The sequence below is a fragment of the Oryzifoliimicrobium ureilyticum genome (assembly GCF_037199735.1).
Taxonomy (GTDB): Bacteria; Pseudomonadota; Alphaproteobacteria; order Rhizobiales; family Rhizobiaceae; genus Rhizobium; species Rhizobium ureilyticus.
This window is the reverse complement of the sequence record NZ_JBBBVQ010000003.1, coordinates 144,607-159,806: the sequence shown is the minus strand read 5'-3', so window position 1 is coordinate 159,806 and position 15,200 is coordinate 144,607. Positions and strand designations below refer to the sequence as shown.

Here is a 15,200-nt window from a genome sequence, read left to right as displayed (position 1 = left end):
AACAGAGAAAGGGACGACATGCCTTCCATCAATTCAGCAAAGATCCTCATCCTTGCAACAGATGGCTACGAACGCTCCGAGCTGCGTGTACCGCTTGAGCAGCTTCGCGGTCGCGGTGCAACTGTAAAGATCGCCTCTGTCAAAGACGGCGAGATCAAGAGCTGGGACAAGACCGATTGGGGCGATACCGTTTCCGTTGATCTGCTTGCAAAGGACGTGAAGGTCGAAGACTTCGACGCGATCGTTCTGCCGGGCGGTCAGATCAATCCGGACAAGCTGCGTCTGGAGAAGGACGCGCTTCGTGTCGTCAAGGAATTCGTAAATTCAGGCAAGGTCGTTGCGGCCATCTGCCATGCGCCCTGGCTTCTGGTTGAAGTCGATGCCTTGCGCGGCCGTCAGGCAACCTCCTACTGGTCCATCAAAACCGACGTCCAGAACGCTGGAGCCGACTGGAAAGACGAAAAGGTGGTAACTGACAAGGGTATCATCACGTCGCGTTCTCCAGACGATCTTGACGCCTTTGTCGCCAAGATCGTCGAGGAAGTCGAGGAAGGCCGCCACGAGCGCCGTGCAGCCTAACCTGATTGACGATGCCTAGTCTATTTTAGACGGATGCCGTCTTGCTTGCGCACGTAAGCAGGGCGGCATTTTTTAGATCTCACATGCCATGAAATAATCGTCTAAGACACGCTGTATGGAAGCAAGCACCAATTCCTTGGGCGAGTTGCCGGATTTGCGGGACCGAACTTGCGGATAAAGCCCGTTAAGATATTGGCTGATGAGCGTTTCCGGGATTTCCTGACCTTCGAAAAATGCGAACAGTTCCTCTACCGAGTGTGTCATCTCGGGCTGAGGCCAGTAGTATCTGATGCGGTCGCTGTAGGAAAAATGACGTTGAATCAGAAGCTCTTCCCTGGAGCCCTTGTAGTATTTATTCCAGTTCTCCGGTTTCTGAATCATCACCTGCTCAGCGGTTTCCATCAATGTCTGAGCGCGTGCAGACGGGTTCAGGAAAGATGCGATTGCATCAAGGCCATATAGTGCCTCTCGCAACGCGAAGGTCAGACCAGGGCCTACCTTCAGGATTGCAAATCCATCGTCGACAAGCTGACGCAGCGCTTCCGGCGTTTGATAGTCTGTCGAGTGGGCCTCAAAAACCATGCCGGGCAATCTCGCAAGGCTCGCGCTCAATGCCTTTGCGGTCTCCGGAGCATAGGCGATGACATTGTGATTACCAAACTCGACGCCGGGCTGCACGACTGCCGCAATGACGCGCGAGAAAGCATTTTCTACGCCCGCATCTCGGAAGGCCTTTCGGTGGATCTCAACCGTCTCGACTGCCGCTTCTGGTGATGTCACTTCCAGTATGTCCAGCTCTTCCATGGCTCCGCCCGGGATCGGAACTTCAGTTCCGATGACATAAACGGGCAAGACGGCCTGCGAGCCTTCAATTGCTCTTTCAGCAACGCTGGCAAGTCTGGCTGCCCGCTGGGCAGTCATCTCATCCGAGAGTGCGACAGGCTCTCCAGCGCATCCCATGCTCGTATCCAGGTGAAGTTTCGCAAAGCCCGCTTTCGCATAGGCCTCGATCATCGCCGCAGCCCTGCCCATCGCGTCATCGGCGGGTAAGTGTTTCCATGGATTAGGACCCAAGTGGTCCCCGCCAAGTATGAGCTTTTCGAGCGGAAAGAATACCTTCTTCGCGATCTTCTCCACGAATAAACGAAAATCAGACGGCTTCATGCCGGTATAGCCACCCTCCTGGTTGACCTGGTTGCAGGTCGCTTCCACCAAAAGGAGGCTGTCCGCTTCCATCGCGCGTAACATCGAAGCTTCGATGACAAGCGGGTGCGCGGAGCAGACGGAAGGAATTCCCCGAATCCCGGATTTGCGGGTGCGCCACTGCGCAATATCGTGAAGAGGATTGATCGCCATATCACCGGCTCCGGCTGGCAAGGAAGGTTTCTATTTCGGCACGTGTAGCAGCACCTTCCATAGGTCCTGTCTTCGTGACGGCAAGTGCGCCCGCCGCATTGGCGTATCGCAGCGCGTGGCTCGGTGTCGCACCTTCAAGGAAAAGCGTCACAAATGCCGCACCGAAACAATCGCCCGCGCCGGTCGGATCGACTTCCTCAACGCTCATGCCTTCCTCTGTGACCCTGCCGTTACCGTGGAAGTACGACGCGCCTTTTTCTCCCTGTTTGAGGACAACAGCTTTAATGCCACGCTGCAGGAGTTCCTCGACGGCGTCTTCTATCGTGTCAGCTTCCGCAAACAGGAATAATTCTTCGCCACTCGGCAAAAAGATATCTGTTTCTGCCAAAACGGCACTCAAGGCATCGCGCATCCCAGGGCTATCGAGAATTTCAGCGCGTAAATTCGGATCAAACGATACGCTTCCACCTCGAGCCTTGATGGATCGCATTGCCGTCAGTGTGATATCGACCACTGAAGGAGCGATCAAAGACGAACCCATCACATGAAGATGCGCAGCTGTGTCGATGAGATGTTGGCCCTGCGGCGAGACCGCGATGGTGCCGCAAGCACTATGGCGAATGTTGAAAACGAAGGCACGGCTACCGTCAGGCCGATATCGGACAAAGGCGCTGCCGGTCGGTCGATCCATGTCGATGTGAATGCCTGTTACATCGACCCGATCGGCCCGCAAACGTGTGAGATTGACCTGCCCAAAATCGTCATTCCCGACTGCCGAGATGATGGCACATTCATGCCCCAAGCGGCCCACCTGATCGATGAAAATTGCTGGTGCGCCGGAGGGAAATGGACCGATTAAAGGAACGGGCTGTCTGAAGCCGTCACCCTTTTCGGTCGCGACGATTTCAACCAAGATTTCGCCTATTGTCAGTATCTTTGTCATCGACCCACCTCCATCTGCCTTTATCGGCGAATGGCGCCTCCGCACTTTGCCGATGATGCCGGCTCGCTCATCAAACAGGAGGATCTAGACCATAAAAATTTACGCACGTCAATTTTGCCAAGGCGCCGTGTTGGCGGCCAAGGTCCATGGCCGTTGACGAACCCTTTTTTTGCTACTTTCTGGCGCGTGAAAGAACCAGTTGTGCCTGTGAAGACGTCGTTGCTCTGTTGCCGGCTTCCTGCATCAGCCGCCCCATATCCTTGAGTTTTTGAAGCAGTTCGCTTCCATCGGTGGATGCTCTCGTGTGTTCAAGCATTGCATATTCTTCTGCTGCTTGACGCCAGTGAACGTCTCCGCGCCCTTCGGGGCGACCTTGCTCTTCCCAAATGGCGTAAGCGCGTCGGCAGATCCAGTCATTCTTGGTATTTGCCATTATCCACCCGTTCCCCTTGTCCGACTTCGGAAATCTTCCAGAATTGCATTACGGAGTCGTTACGAGAATGAATAAGTTCATCTGAAATACGCGAGCGACCTTGCGAGCGAGTCCAAAACATGGTCAGCCACTTCATGCTGCCTTCTATGGTGGCAAAAGTGAAGGAGGAAAAATGTCACATCTGGTTATTGATGAGGCTGCGAGGAGAGGCGTTCTGGTCGGTCGCGTCTGGGATCGCGAGCTGAACGGTCCTTGCGTGGTTACCGTTCGCGACGGAACGGTCTTCGATGTTACGGCGAGCGCAGCTGCAACCGTCAGCCAGCTTCTGGAAAAGGATGATCCAGCCAGCTACGTTCGTCATGCAGATGGGCGCCCGCTTGCTTCCCTCGATGAGATCGCCGAGGCGAGCTTAAGCGCGGAAAATCAGAGGTTCGGTTTGCTTGCGCCCTGCGATCTTCAAGTCATTAAAGCATGTGGCGTCACCTTCGCGCAGTCGATGATCGAGCGTGTAATCGAAGAGAAGGCCGCAGGCGATCCGCAGCGCGCGGCGGGCATTCGCGAGCGTGTCAGCGACCTGATCGGCGGCAGCTTGGCGGCTCTCAAAGCCGGTTCTCCACAGGCTCAGAAAGTTAAGGAAGCGCTCATTCAGGAGGGAATGTGGTCGCAGTATCTTGAGGTTGGCATCGGTCCGGATGCCGAGGTGTTTACCAAGGCCCCCGTCTTGTCAGCCGTCGGCTGGGGGGCGGGCGTAGGCTTGCATCCGGTATCGACCTGGAACAATCCCGAGCCCGAGATTGTGCTCGCGGTTGATAGCCGAGGAAACGTAAAGGGAGCGAGCCTCGGCAACGACGTGAATCTGCGGGATGTGGAAGGTAGATCCGCTCTTCTACTCGGCAAGGCAAAAGACAATAATGCGTCCGCTGCCATCGGTCCGTTCATACGGCTTTTCGATGAGAGTTATACGATCGAAGACGTTCGTCGCGCGGAACTGGATCTTACGGTCACGGGACCGGAAGGGTTCGTCCTTAAAGGACGAAGCTCTATGTCTGCCATCAGTCGGGATCCGCTTGATCTCGTGGCGCAGACCTGTGGCAAACACCATCAATATCCTGATGGTTTCATGCTCTTCCTCGGCACCCTGTTTGCTCCAACCCAAGATCGTGAAAATCCGGGGCAAGGTTTTACCCATAAACAAGGCGACGTGGTGGAAATCGCCTCGCCAGGATTGGGGACCCTGCGCAACACCGTCGGTCTTTCCACCGAATGCCCGCCATGGACGTTCGGGCTGTCGGCGCTGATGACAAATCTGGCGCGCCGAAACCTTCTTTAAAACATGATTGGTTGTCGTATCGCGTTCTTGCGATACGACAACATTCTATTGGCGGTTACTTGAGTGCATTTGCCCGCGGGATAGACGGCAGGAGCACGGTCAACAGGCCAAGAAGAGGCAGATAAGAGCAGATCCGGTAGACGAATTCGATACCGTAGCTGTCAGCAAACGTGCCGAGAACAGCCGCGCCGAGACCACCAGCGCCGAAAGCAAAGCCAAAGAATATCCCGGCAATCATACCGACGCGTCCGGGCACCAGTTCCTGAGCGAAGACGACGATCGCCGAAAAAGCCGATGCGAAAATCAGGCCGATCACCACGCTCAATATGCATGTCCAAAAGAAGTTTGCGTAGGGCAGGAGCAAAGCGAACGGGATGACGCCGAGAATGGAGAACCAAATCACGAAACGTGCGCCCATTTTGTCGCCGATTGGTCCCCCGAGGAAAGTGCCGACGGCAACACTGCCCAAGAACAGGAACAGCATGATCTGGGCACCTTGCACGCTGACGCCGAACTTGTGGATCGCGTAAAAGGTAAAATAGCTGGAAATACTAGCCATATAGACATTCTTCGTTGCTGTCAGAAGCACAAGAATGAGAAAGGCGATCATCACCTTTTGACGAGCAAGAGGCAGCGTTTTCGAGGGAGCTGCGCGATTGCCGCTTCTGCGATGGTGACCGCTATACCAGTTCCCCACCCAACCCAGAACTAGTATCCCCAGCATTGCGATGGCGGAAAGCCACGCCACGCTGTGCTGGCCGAGCGGCAGAACGATAAAGGCGGCGATCAATGGACCTATGGCCTGTCCTGCGTTGCCACCCACCTGAAAAAAGGACTGTGCAAAGCCATGTCTGCCGCCCGAGGCGACGCGAGCCACGCGCGAGGACTCTGGGTGAAAGATCGAGGACCCGATACCAATGAGGCTTGCCGCAAGAAGCAGAAGCGGAAAGTTGGTGGCGTTACCGAGCAGGATGAGACCGCAAAAGGTGCTCGCCATGCCGATCGGCAGTGAGAAGGGCATTGGCCAGCGATCGGTGGCTAAACCGACGACCGGCTGTAGCAAAGAAGCTGTGACCTGAAAAGTCATGGTCAGCAGGCCGATCTGGACAAAGTCGAGATTATAATTCGCCTTGAAGAGCGGATAAAGCGACGACAGCAGCGATTGCATGATGTCGTTCAGCATGTGGCAAAAGCTGACAGCGACCAGAATAGACATGGTCGCCTTTTCAAAGCGCGGCGTGTTCTCAGCAGTGATGGCCATGGTTCTTCCTCAAGGCATTATTCACCACTGCGGCGCTTTCGCGACCTGCTGAAGGGGCACCTTCCGTTTCTCAAAGCAAATCCGTCGGATAGGAGCGAGCGGAGCCCATCAAAAGCAGAATGCAGCGGCCGTAGCGACAAAGGACGCACGCAGTTGGTGAGCTATCACTAATCCAGTAGACCGGGCTGAGGTAGTGCTGTTTGAGCCTGGGCGGTACGCTTCGATCTGGTTTGGTGCTTAATTTATCAGTTGTTGCTGATTTATCATTCGACTTCAGAGGTCAGATTCCAGCGATATTGATCTGGGCGGAGCCGCTTCCGGCTATTCCTTCGATTCAACCAAGTTCGATTGACGGTGATGACCCGTTGGTGCGCGCTGCCTTAAAAAAGAAAACACCCTCCGTGTGTCCAGACCAACGGAGGGTGTTGCTTACTTTATCAAAAATCAGGCAGCGCGTTGTTCTGTGCCTTGAATTGCAGACACTTTCCACATGCCACCGTTTTCTCGAACAAATGTCCAGACTTCGACGCTTTCCTGAGGTGTGCGGTCATCACCACTAACAAGTCGGCCGGTGTTGCGGTCAACGAGCGCATCGATCGCCGAGTACCGCATAGCAATAGTCGCATATTCTTTTGCACCCTCACGCCAGGCTTCGGAAATGTCGCCTTGCAAAAGTTTGACGTCCGAAACCTTGTTACGCACGCCGTTCGTTGCGTTTTCACCAAGTTCTTCGGCAAGATAAGACATCGCTTCTGGCGTTGTGATCAATCGTAGAGCCCCATAGTCCTCGGACGCATATGCAGTCTGAAGAGCAGAAAGCGTACGCTCGAAACTATCGAGATCGCGTTGTGTCAAGCCGAGTTCATCGCCACCGGCTTTGCGAAAGCGGCTTTGTTGAGAACCAAGGCCACCGCCGATACTCGGGATTCCGGAGGACCCATTGTCGCGTGAATATGGTGATTGCATCATTGAACTTGATGGGGCTGGCCCCGGAGTCGCCTGCCGTCGCTGGGCGAACATCCGCATAAGGAACGAAATCAGGACCGCAATGAGGCCAAGCTGCAGCAAGAACCCAAGGAAGCCCATTCCGCCGCCGAAGCCGTGTCCAAGCATCAGTCCGATCAAGCCGCCAGCGACCAATCCACCAATCATCGACCGTCCGAAGCCGCCAAACAGGCCAGGCCGCTGAGTGCCGAAAGCAGGTTGATTAGCCGTCGGAGCCGGACGCGGTGTCATCGACCGGTCAATGGGAGCTGCCGGCGCCGGCGCAGTGCGCGTGACGGTCGGGGCTTCGAACGTCCGTGTTCCACGGCTTCCAAATCCCATGCCGCCCGCACGGCGTGCGTCAGCATCCGCTACGGACGCCAAAACGGACGCTCCCGCGATGACAGCGGCAAGCGCGATCTTCGAAAAACGGGATGCTGCACGGTTCATCTTTATCTCCTTGAGTGCGCTACGCGCACGGTGTCACGCAAGATATAAGAATTGAATCTTCTGTTTTGAAGGCGTGCCGCGACACAAAATCTTGAGGCATTATTGGCAGACATCGACCCAAGTTGCTTCTGTGAGCACAGCAAGACGTTCGGGAGAGATGCGAACTGCCGAATTCGGTGAGCCTGCCGCGGGCAAGACTTCCGCAAATGCTTGCAAGGAAAGATCGCAATAGATCGGCAAAGGCGTGGGTAATCCGAAGGGACATACCCCGCCAACAGGGTGGCTCGTTGCAGCCTCCACCTGATCAACGCCGAGCATACGCGGCTTAGCGCCAAAGACATCCTTGCATTTGCGGTTATCGAGCTTTGCCGTGCCGCACGTCACGACAAGAACAGTGCGCTCGCCCACCTTCAAGCAGATGGTTTTGGCAATCTGGGCCGGCTCAACCCCATGTGCTTCCGCCGCAAGCGCAACAGTGGCTGAGCTTTGTTCAGTCTCGATGACGTTGATGTCAGGTGCATGCTGCGCAAAAAAGGATCGTACAGTTTCGATACTCATGGGAACCTCGCGGGCAGGAAGGGGTATTGTGGCCAGCTCATCATTAACCATCCGGCCGCTGTTGCGACCGTATGACTATGGTGCGCTCTGCATCTCTAGAGGGCGCATTGTTTGCATCTCGACTGGCATCAGGCATCTGGCTTGCCGAAATCCACGTCCGATTTTCGGGACGTCGTTGCGTAGGCGGCGCGCTCTATGCCGTGTCTTTGGAGTTTGTCGTAAAACGTTTTGCGCGGAATGCCGAGCTTTTCCAGGGTCGTCCGAACATCGCCGTCGCTTGCCTTCAAGGCATCGCGGATGATCTGCGCCTCGTATTCGTCGAGGCGTTCTGGCAGGCTTCGGCTAGGAGGTGTCGCCGTAGGCGACGCGGTGCCTACATCCTCTGCTAAGCCGAGCACGAAGCGTTCGGCATAGTGAGCAAGTTCACGAACGTTGCCGGGCCAGTGATGGGTTTCAAGATGTCGCTGCACTTGCGGGGGGATTGACGGCGTTTCCCGCCCGAAACGTTTTGACGCCCTTTGGATGAAGTAGTTGAAGAGCAGGGCAACGTCGGCGCGTCGGTCTCGCAGAGGCGGAATGGAAATGGTGACCACGTTCAGTCGATAGTAAAGATCTTCGCGAAAGCTCCCTTCGCGTGCCGCCTCATTCAAATCCTTCTTCGCGGCAGCTACTACACGCAGGTCGACGGGTTTGACCTCGTTGCTTCCCAACGGTGAGACGACGCGGCCTTCGAGCACGCGAAGCATATGGACCTGGGTCGAAAGCTTCATGCTTTCAATCTCGTCGAGAAAAAGCGTGCCGCCCGAAGAGTATTCGATTCGTCCCACCCGCTTTTTCTGCGCACCGGTAAAAGCGCCCGTCTCGTGGCCGAAAAGCTCGCTTTCGATGACGGTTTCGGGCAGGGCCCCACAGTTCAAGGCGACGAAATGGCCTTTGGCACGTCGGCTCCAGCGGTGCAAAAGGTTGGCCACGACCTCCTTCCCGCTTCCAGTCTCGCCGGTGATCAAAACGTCGACATCCGTATCTGCAATCTGGCGAATGATCCGGCGAAGCCTTTCCATGGCCGGTGTCTGGCCAATCAGCGGTAGGTCCTCTTCCGCAAAATCGACGGCTTCACGCAACGCCTTATTTTCCAGCTGCAAACGGCGAGTCTCCAGCGCGCGCTTGACTGTCTGCGCCAGCCGCTCCGGAGAAAACGGTTTGGTGATAAAGTCATACGCGCCATTTTGTATGGCTCTCACAGCCATCGGGATATCGCCATGCCCTGTCATCAAGATCACCGGAATGTCCTGATCTCGGCTACGGACTAGGTCAAGTAACTCCAGCCCATCGATTTCAGGCATGAGAATATCGGATACAATGACACCTGGATAATCGATGTGCATTTTTGCGAGCATCGCGGCAGCCCGAGAAAACCGGCTCACCGCAAAGCCCGCAAGTTCCAGGGTTTGCGCCGTCGCCTTCAGAAGATCCGGATCATCGTCGACAAGCATGACATCGGTTAATTCGCTCATGATTCAATCCTGCAGAGGTAGACGGCAAAGGTCGCGCCGCATTCGCTCTCTTCTAGTTCTATGCGTCCGCCGTAATCGCTGACGATATCTTTGGAGATGACCAGGCCAAGCCCCAGACCCTTTTCTTTTGACGTGTTGAAAGGGGAGAACAGCGAGTCTCGGATATCGGAGTCTATGCCTGGCCCATTGTCACTGACGCGGATAATCGCCAGATCGCCACGGTCTTCAACGGTTACCTCGACACGAGCATCCGGCCTGCCTTCGAGCGCTTCGAGAGCATTCTGGAAGAGGTTTATCAGGACCTGCTCAATGCGGACACGCGTTCCTTTCACCATGAAGCCGGGCGGGGGAAGACTGATTTTCAGCGCTTCGATATGCCCTGCAAAGCGGCTTCTCAGTAGAATGACGGCGCCCTCGATCGCGCTGCGCAGGTCGACCGCGCCTGCCGGCGTCCGGCCTTTGCGCCCAAATGCTTTAAGCTCTTCCGTAATCGTACCAATGCGTTCGGTCAGTGCCGCGATCTCACCAAGATTCTCGTCGGCCGCCTTTTGTTGCTTGCGGGACAGGAAGGTTCGAGCATTATCAGCATAGGCACGAATGGTGGCCACAGGCTGGTTGATTTCGTGGGCGACACCGGCTGCGACCTGACCGAGAATTGCAAGCCGGTTGGCTTGCACCAGCTCCTGCTGCACCACTTGCAGCCTTGTCTCCGTGGCGCGATGATCGGCAATTTCGGCTTGGAGGCGGTCACGCGCCTGGCTTAGATCTTCCGTTCGGGCAGCAACCCGCCGTTCAAGTTCTTCACGCACGATCTTCTCATCAGCGATCCGCATTGCAAGAACCTGCCGCCTGCGCAGAAGAAATCCTGCCAAACCTGCAAACGGGGTGAAAAATGCGAAAGCAAGAAGCCTTGCTTCTCGCGTGGCGGATGTCACAGTCGCTTCGGTTGGGAGCAGATATTGTAGCCTCCAAGGCGTTGTCGCAATCGGCACGGAAAGTTTTAAATATTCAGCGCCGCTTTGGCCTGGAAAAACGGCGCGGACGATAGAGGCGTCCGTCGCGATGGCCTCCAAGGTTCTGATCGGCAGTCGCGTCAGGGGAGCATCGCCGTATTGCAGCGACTGCTTGATCGATGCGATCCGCTCGGGTGCAATTTTATCCACTGTCGAAAAACGCCAGGATGGCACGCTGGTGATCAGCACGACACCGTCTTGATCCGTGACGAAGGTCGGCCTGCCGCTTTCACTCCAGTCTCGCTCCAGGCGATCAAACTCCATTTTTACAACGACGACGCCGATAAAGCGGCCATCGCCTTCCACGCGCCTCGAAATGTAAAGTCCTGGTCGTTTGCTGACATTTCCGAGGGCGAAATGCTCCGCCGTTCCAGCAAGAACAGCCTGTCGGAAATAGTCTCGAAACGAGTAGTCGTTTCCAACAAAGCTCAGCGGCTCACGCCAGTTGCTGGAGGCAACCGCGACGCCATCAGGTCCGGTTAGGTAGAGCACCGAAGCGCTGCTGTTCGTGACAAGCCGCTCTAACTTGCCATCAAGGGCTTGAAGCAGGGGCTGATTGCCGGGGCTCGTCAGCGCAGCAATCAACTGCTGGTCCTCGGCAAGCAACAGCGGCAATGCGCGAGGTCTTTCCAGAACGGCCTGCAGAAGAGCGGTCTTTAGACTTGCGTCGGTATGGCCTTGGTCAATGAGACTGTCGAAGGCCGACTGTCGAGCGTAGTAACCCGATGCAATCATCAGCACAGCCAAAACAAAGCTAGCCGCCACCGCGAAGACCAGCCACGGCAACCATCCATGAAAGGGTAAGGCCCGATTGGTTGACGATTTGTGGCTTGCGATGAGCATCCATCTAATGTGCATGTATCCGCACATCATGCAAGAGTTGTGCGAAAAACCGCTCAAAGTGTGAAGACATACATCTTGTCTTATCGAGTTATATCAGGTGGTTAACAAGAACATTCTCATCTGGCACGCGTTTTGCAAATGCTGAGACAGCAGGTGAACTGCTTCATTGCAGAGTGAATGACAGGCAAGAAAACGCGCCCCCGGGGGGAAGCTGCGGCGGCGCTTTTGGAGGATTAAATGGAACTTGCACATGCGCCGGCGCAGCCAAGCGTCAAACTACCTTTTTATCGTCACCTTTATTTTCAGGTTCTCGTGGCAATCGCTGCAGGCATTCTGATCGGTCATTTCTATCCGGAAACCGGTGCGGCGCTGAAGCCGCTTGGCGATGCCTTTATCAAGCTGGTCAAGATGATCATTGCCCCGGTAATTTTCCTGACGGTGGCGACAGGTATTGCCGGCATGTCCGACCTTCAAAAAGTCGGCCGCGTTGCCGGTAAGGCGATGATTTACTTCCTCGTCTTTTCAACGCTGGCGCTCATCGTCGGTCTCATTGTTGCCAATGTGGTGCAGCCGGGCGCTGGAATGAACATTGATCCAGCCACACTCGACGCAAAGGCAGTCGCGACCTATACCCAAAAGGCGCATGATGCGACGATCACCGGCTTCTTGATGAACATCATCCCTGACACGATCGTTGGAGCTTTTGCTCAGGGCGATATCCTGCAGGTTCTGTTCTTCTCGGTCTTGTTCGGTATCGCACTTGCGATGGTCGGGGAGCGCGCCAAGCCTGTCGTAGAGTTTCTTCAGGCGCTGACGGCACCGGTCTTCAAGCTTGTTGCAATCTTGATGAAAGCAGCGCCGATCGGTGCATTTGGCGCCATGGCGTTTACGATCGGCAAGTACGGCGTCGGCTCCATTCAAAACCTCGCCTTCTTGATCGGTACGTTCTATCTCACGTCGCTGCTCTTCGTTCTTGTCGTGCTCGGCGCGGTTGCCCGTTATAACGGCTTCTCGATTATCTCGCTGATCCGGTACATCAAAGAAGAACTTCTTCTGGTTTTGGGCACATCTTCATCAGAAGCGGCGCTGCCCGGGCTGATGGCGAAGATGGAGCGTGCTGGCTGCAAACGTTCTGTCGTCGGTCTGGTAATCCCGACGGGATATTCCTTCAACCTTGACGGTACGAACATCTATATGACGCTTGCGGCTCTGTTTATCGCGCAGGCAACGGGAACGCCACTGGACCTCGAGCATCAAGTTCTCTTGCTGCTGGTCGCAATGTTGAGCTCGAAGGGCGCAGCCGGCATCACCGGTGCTGGCTTTATCACTCTGGCCGCAACGCTGTCGGTCGTCCCGGCTGTTCCGGTTGCTGGTATGGCGCTTATCCTTGGTATTGATCGCTTCATGTCCGAATGCCGTGCGCTCACGAACCTCGTCGGCAATGCTGTTGCAACCGTGGTCGTTGCACGGTGGGAAAACGAACTGGATAAGCAGATGTTTGCGGACGCTTTGGCTGGCCGCCCAACCAATCCGCAACTTGTCGGTCCAAACGCCGTCCCAGCGGAATAAACCTTATTCCGGGATCAAAGGCCAAAAAGCTGCTGGACGCCACACGCGTTCCGCAGCTTTTCTGTTTGAGACGGGCTCGGTTACGTACTGGACAAAACCGCATCCGTCATCGAGGCGGCGGATACATTAAGAACAGTGCGGTGTTCGGCCTTTGCTTTTTCGTTGACTTGTTTTGCCCGATCCGTTGAAGCAGTGTTTGAGGAGAATCTGCCAGCGCGGTGGAGTGGGGATGCGTTTACTGGTCGTTGAGGACAATTACGAATTGGCGGCATGGCTCGCCAAGGCGCTGCGGCAGGCGCAATACACCGTTGATATAGCCGCTGACGGTGATGAAGCAGAATTGATGCTGAAGGTCGCGCCCTATGCCGCCTTGATCCTCGATCTGTCTTTGCCCAAGATGGATGGCCTGACACTTCTGAAGCAACTCCGTCGTGCAGGAGATCGGACGCCCGTCATCATCCTGACGGCAAACGCCAGCCTGGAAGGCCGTGTTGCAGGTCTCGATAGCGGAGCGGACGACTATCTTGCAAAACCATTCGAAATTGCCGAGTTGGAGGCGCGCCTTCGCGCCGTTATCCGGCGAGGCCATGATCTTGCCGCGCCGCAAATCGCCGTGGGCGATCTTTCCCTTGATGGCGCAACACGCCAGTTCATCCTGTCGGGAGCGCCCTTGCAACTGACCCCGCGAGAACATGCGGTGCTTGAACATCTCATCATGAAGGCTGGCAATACGGTTCCGAAAGAAAGCCTGACGGGAAGCGTCTTCGGCTTTGACGATGCTGCAGATGCGAGTGCGATAGAAGTCTATGTCCACCGCGTTCGCAAAAAGCTCGAGGGAAGCAATGTGCAGATCGCAACGCTTCGCGGACTTGGGTATCTGCTACGTCATGTCTGATCAGGCCAATGCCGAAAAAGAACCAAAAAATGGGACCTTAGGGGTCTTTCGTAAGTTTATGGTTTTTCGGCACAGTCTCAGGGTGCAGCTTCTCGGTTTTGTTCTTCTGACACTGCTGATCACACTTTGCCTCAACCTCTACGTGAGCTTCAGGTCCGCCAGCGCTGCTGCCGATCTGGTGAGCGATCAGATGCTGACGGCATCGGCGCGTGTTATCGCTGAAGCCGTCAGGATGGATGAAGCGGGAACGTTAAACGGCGATATTCCGCCTGCCGCTCTTGAGATGTTCGATACGGGATATGGAGATCAGGTTTTTTACCGTGTGATGACGCCGTGGGGGAACCTGATTGCCGGTTATCCGGACCTGCCTATTCCTGAGGTTACGCGAAGCGGGGAAGAAATCTTCTTCCGCGGCCGTCCGATGCGTGCCGTCGTCCTCAGCCACCCCGTCGTCGGGCTGGAGGCAGACGGCGTGATATCCGTCGTCGTCGCCGTCACTTTAAATAGCCATACAGCTATCAGGCGCAATTTATGGTTCTCCGACTTCACCAATCAGCTTATTCTCGTGGTCGTTGCCGGCGCTGCTCTGGTTCTGGCGCTTCGCTGGGGTCTGGGGCCTGTCCTTAGGCTTCGGGACGAAGTTCGTGCCCGTGGCCGCGAGAACCTTGCGCCGCTATCGCCGGCTATGGTTCAGCTTGAATTGCGACCTTTGGTGCTTGCGCTCAACGATTACATGGAGCGCGTCCAAAACCAGATGGCTGCGCAACGCCGGTTTGTCGCCAATGCAGCCCACCAATTGCGCACTCCCTTGGCACTGATCGCCACGCAGGCGAGCGTTGCTGCCCGCGAGGCGCGGCCCGAGGCACGCAATGAGGCGCTTGCCGCGCTACAGAAAAGCACGCGGCAGGTCACACGCCTTGCCGGGCAGCTTCTTACCCTGTCGCGCGCCGAGCCTGGAAGCAGGCGGCCGCGGAGCGAAGCCGTCGATCTATCGGCCACGGCGCGCCGCGTGCTTGAAAACCTTGCGGAAACCGCTTTACGCCGCGACATCGACCTTGGCCTGGAGGCGGAGCGGCCGGTTTACGTCACGGGCGATGGAACCATGCTAGGCGAAATGGTCGTCAATCTCGTTGATAACGCGTTGACGTATACGCCTGCCGGAGGTGCGGTGACGGTCTGCGTCAGGCAGATTGGTTCTTCCGCAATCTTGACCGTTGAAGACAATGGGCCTGGTATACCTGACCATGAGCGACAGCAAGTTTTCGAGCGTTTTTACCGGATCATGGGAACGCAGGGAGAGGGTAGCGGCTTAGGACTGGCGATCGTCCGGGAGGTGGTGGATGCCGCCGACGGAAAAGTCATGCTCGACCGATCGCCGTCCGGCGGGCTTTTCGTGACGATTACCATTCCTGTCGCCAGCGGTAAGGGATAATCGTCTTAAGGTCACCGAGCGGTGGCTCCCATCGTGAAAC

Annotated in this window: 13 protein-coding genes; 5 read left to right on the top strand and 8 right to left on the bottom strand. The window is 56.0% G+C overall.

Features of this window, described 5'->3' with window-relative positions; all coding sequences use genetic code 11:
- Positions 1 to 18 precede the first annotated feature (18 nt).
- On the top strand, positions 19 to 579 hold the full coding sequence (locus VQ830_RS06450) for a DJ-1/PfpI/YhbO family deglycase/protease (RefSeq protein ID WP_337267259.1): 561 nt from the start codon (positions 19 to 21) through the stop codon (positions 577 to 579).
- Between the two features lie 72 nt (positions 580 to 651).
- Here the strand turns inward: VQ830_RS06450 and VQ830_RS06445 are convergent, their stop codons facing one another.
- The 3 genes from VQ830_RS06445 to VQ830_RS06435 form a co-directional block, all read right to left on the bottom strand.
- Entirely contained in the window at positions 652 to 1,935 is a 1,284-nt protein-coding gene (locus VQ830_RS06445) for a D-tagatose-bisphosphate aldolase, class II, non-catalytic subunit (protein ID WP_337267258.1), read from the bottom strand.
- Position 1,936: 1 nt separating this feature from the next.
- Entirely contained in the window at positions 1,937 to 2,878 is a 942-nt protein-coding gene (locus VQ830_RS06440) for a tagatose kinase (protein ID WP_337267257.1), read from the bottom strand.
- 172 nt (positions 2,879 to 3,050) lie between these two features.
- Positions 3,051 to 3,311: a DUF2934 domain-containing protein gene (locus VQ830_RS06435; RefSeq protein ID WP_337267256.1), complete on the bottom strand. Its 261-nt coding sequence runs from the start codon at positions 3,309 to 3,311 to the stop codon at positions 3,051 to 3,053.
- 172 nt (positions 3,312 to 3,483) lie between these two features.
- Here VQ830_RS06435 and VQ830_RS06430 point away from each other — a divergent pair, with 172 nt between their 5' ends.
- Positions 3,484 to 4,641: a fumarylacetoacetate hydrolase family protein gene (locus tag VQ830_RS06430; RefSeq protein ID WP_337267255.1), complete on the top strand. Its 1,158-nt coding sequence runs from the start codon at positions 3,484 to 3,486 to the stop codon at positions 4,639 to 4,641.
- Between the two features lie 55 nt (positions 4,642 to 4,696).
- Here VQ830_RS06430 and VQ830_RS06425 read toward each other — a convergent pair whose 3' ends face one another.
- The 5 genes from VQ830_RS06425 to VQ830_RS06405 all read right to left on the bottom strand — a co-directional run bounded on the left by VQ830_RS06425 (position 4,697) and on the right by VQ830_RS06405 (position 11,279).
- Positions 4,697 to 5,902, bottom strand: coding sequence for an MFS transporter (locus VQ830_RS06425; protein ID WP_337267254.1), 1,206 nt, complete (start codon positions 5,900 to 5,902; stop codon positions 4,697 to 4,699).
- 444 nt (positions 5,903 to 6,346) lie between these two features.
- Entirely contained in the window at positions 6,347 to 7,336 is a 990-nt protein-coding gene (locus VQ830_RS06420) for a TIM44-like domain-containing protein (protein WP_337267253.1), read from the bottom strand.
- Positions 7,337 to 7,435: 99 nt separating this feature from the next.
- Positions 7,436 to 7,894, bottom strand: a complete 459-nt coding sequence (locus VQ830_RS06415; RefSeq protein ID WP_337267252.1) for a YbaK/EbsC family protein — start codon at positions 7,892 to 7,894, stop codon at positions 7,436 to 7,438.
- Positions 7,895 to 8,022: 128 nt separating this feature from the next.
- Positions 8,023 to 9,408: a sigma-54-dependent transcriptional regulator gene (locus VQ830_RS06410; protein ID WP_337267251.1), complete on the bottom strand. Its 1,386-nt coding sequence runs from the start codon at positions 9,406 to 9,408 to the stop codon at positions 8,023 to 8,025.
- Positions 9,405 to 11,279, bottom strand: coding sequence for a sensor histidine kinase (locus tag VQ830_RS06405; RefSeq protein ID WP_438617369.1), 1,875 nt, complete (start codon positions 11,277 to 11,279; stop codon positions 9,405 to 9,407). The genes VQ830_RS06410 and VQ830_RS06405 overlap by 4 nt, the downstream gene beginning before the upstream one ends.
- A gap of 222 nt (positions 11,280 to 11,501) precedes the next feature.
- Here VQ830_RS06405 and VQ830_RS06400 point away from each other — a divergent pair, with 222 nt between their 5' ends.
- The 3 genes from VQ830_RS06400 (at position 11,502) to VQ830_RS06390 (ending at position 15,160) form a co-directional block, all read left to right on the top strand.
- Positions 11,502 to 12,833: a dicarboxylate/amino acid:cation symporter gene (locus VQ830_RS06400; RefSeq protein ID WP_337267250.1), complete on the top strand. Its 1,332-nt coding sequence runs from the start codon at positions 11,502 to 11,504 to the stop codon at positions 12,831 to 12,833.
- Between the two features lie 229 nt (positions 12,834 to 13,062).
- The gene (locus tag VQ830_RS06395) at positions 13,063 to 13,728 is read left to right on the top strand and encodes a response regulator (protein ID WP_337267249.1); all 666 of its coding nucleotides are present in this window, start codon (positions 13,063 to 13,065) and stop codon (positions 13,726 to 13,728) included.
- A gap of 58 nt (positions 13,729 to 13,786) precedes the next feature.
- A complete protein-coding gene (locus VQ830_RS06390; protein WP_337267403.1) occupies positions 13,787 to 15,160 on the top strand; it encodes a sensor histidine kinase in 1,374 nt (457 codons plus the stop codon).
- The last annotated feature ends 40 nt before the right edge of the window (positions 15,161 to 15,200 follow it).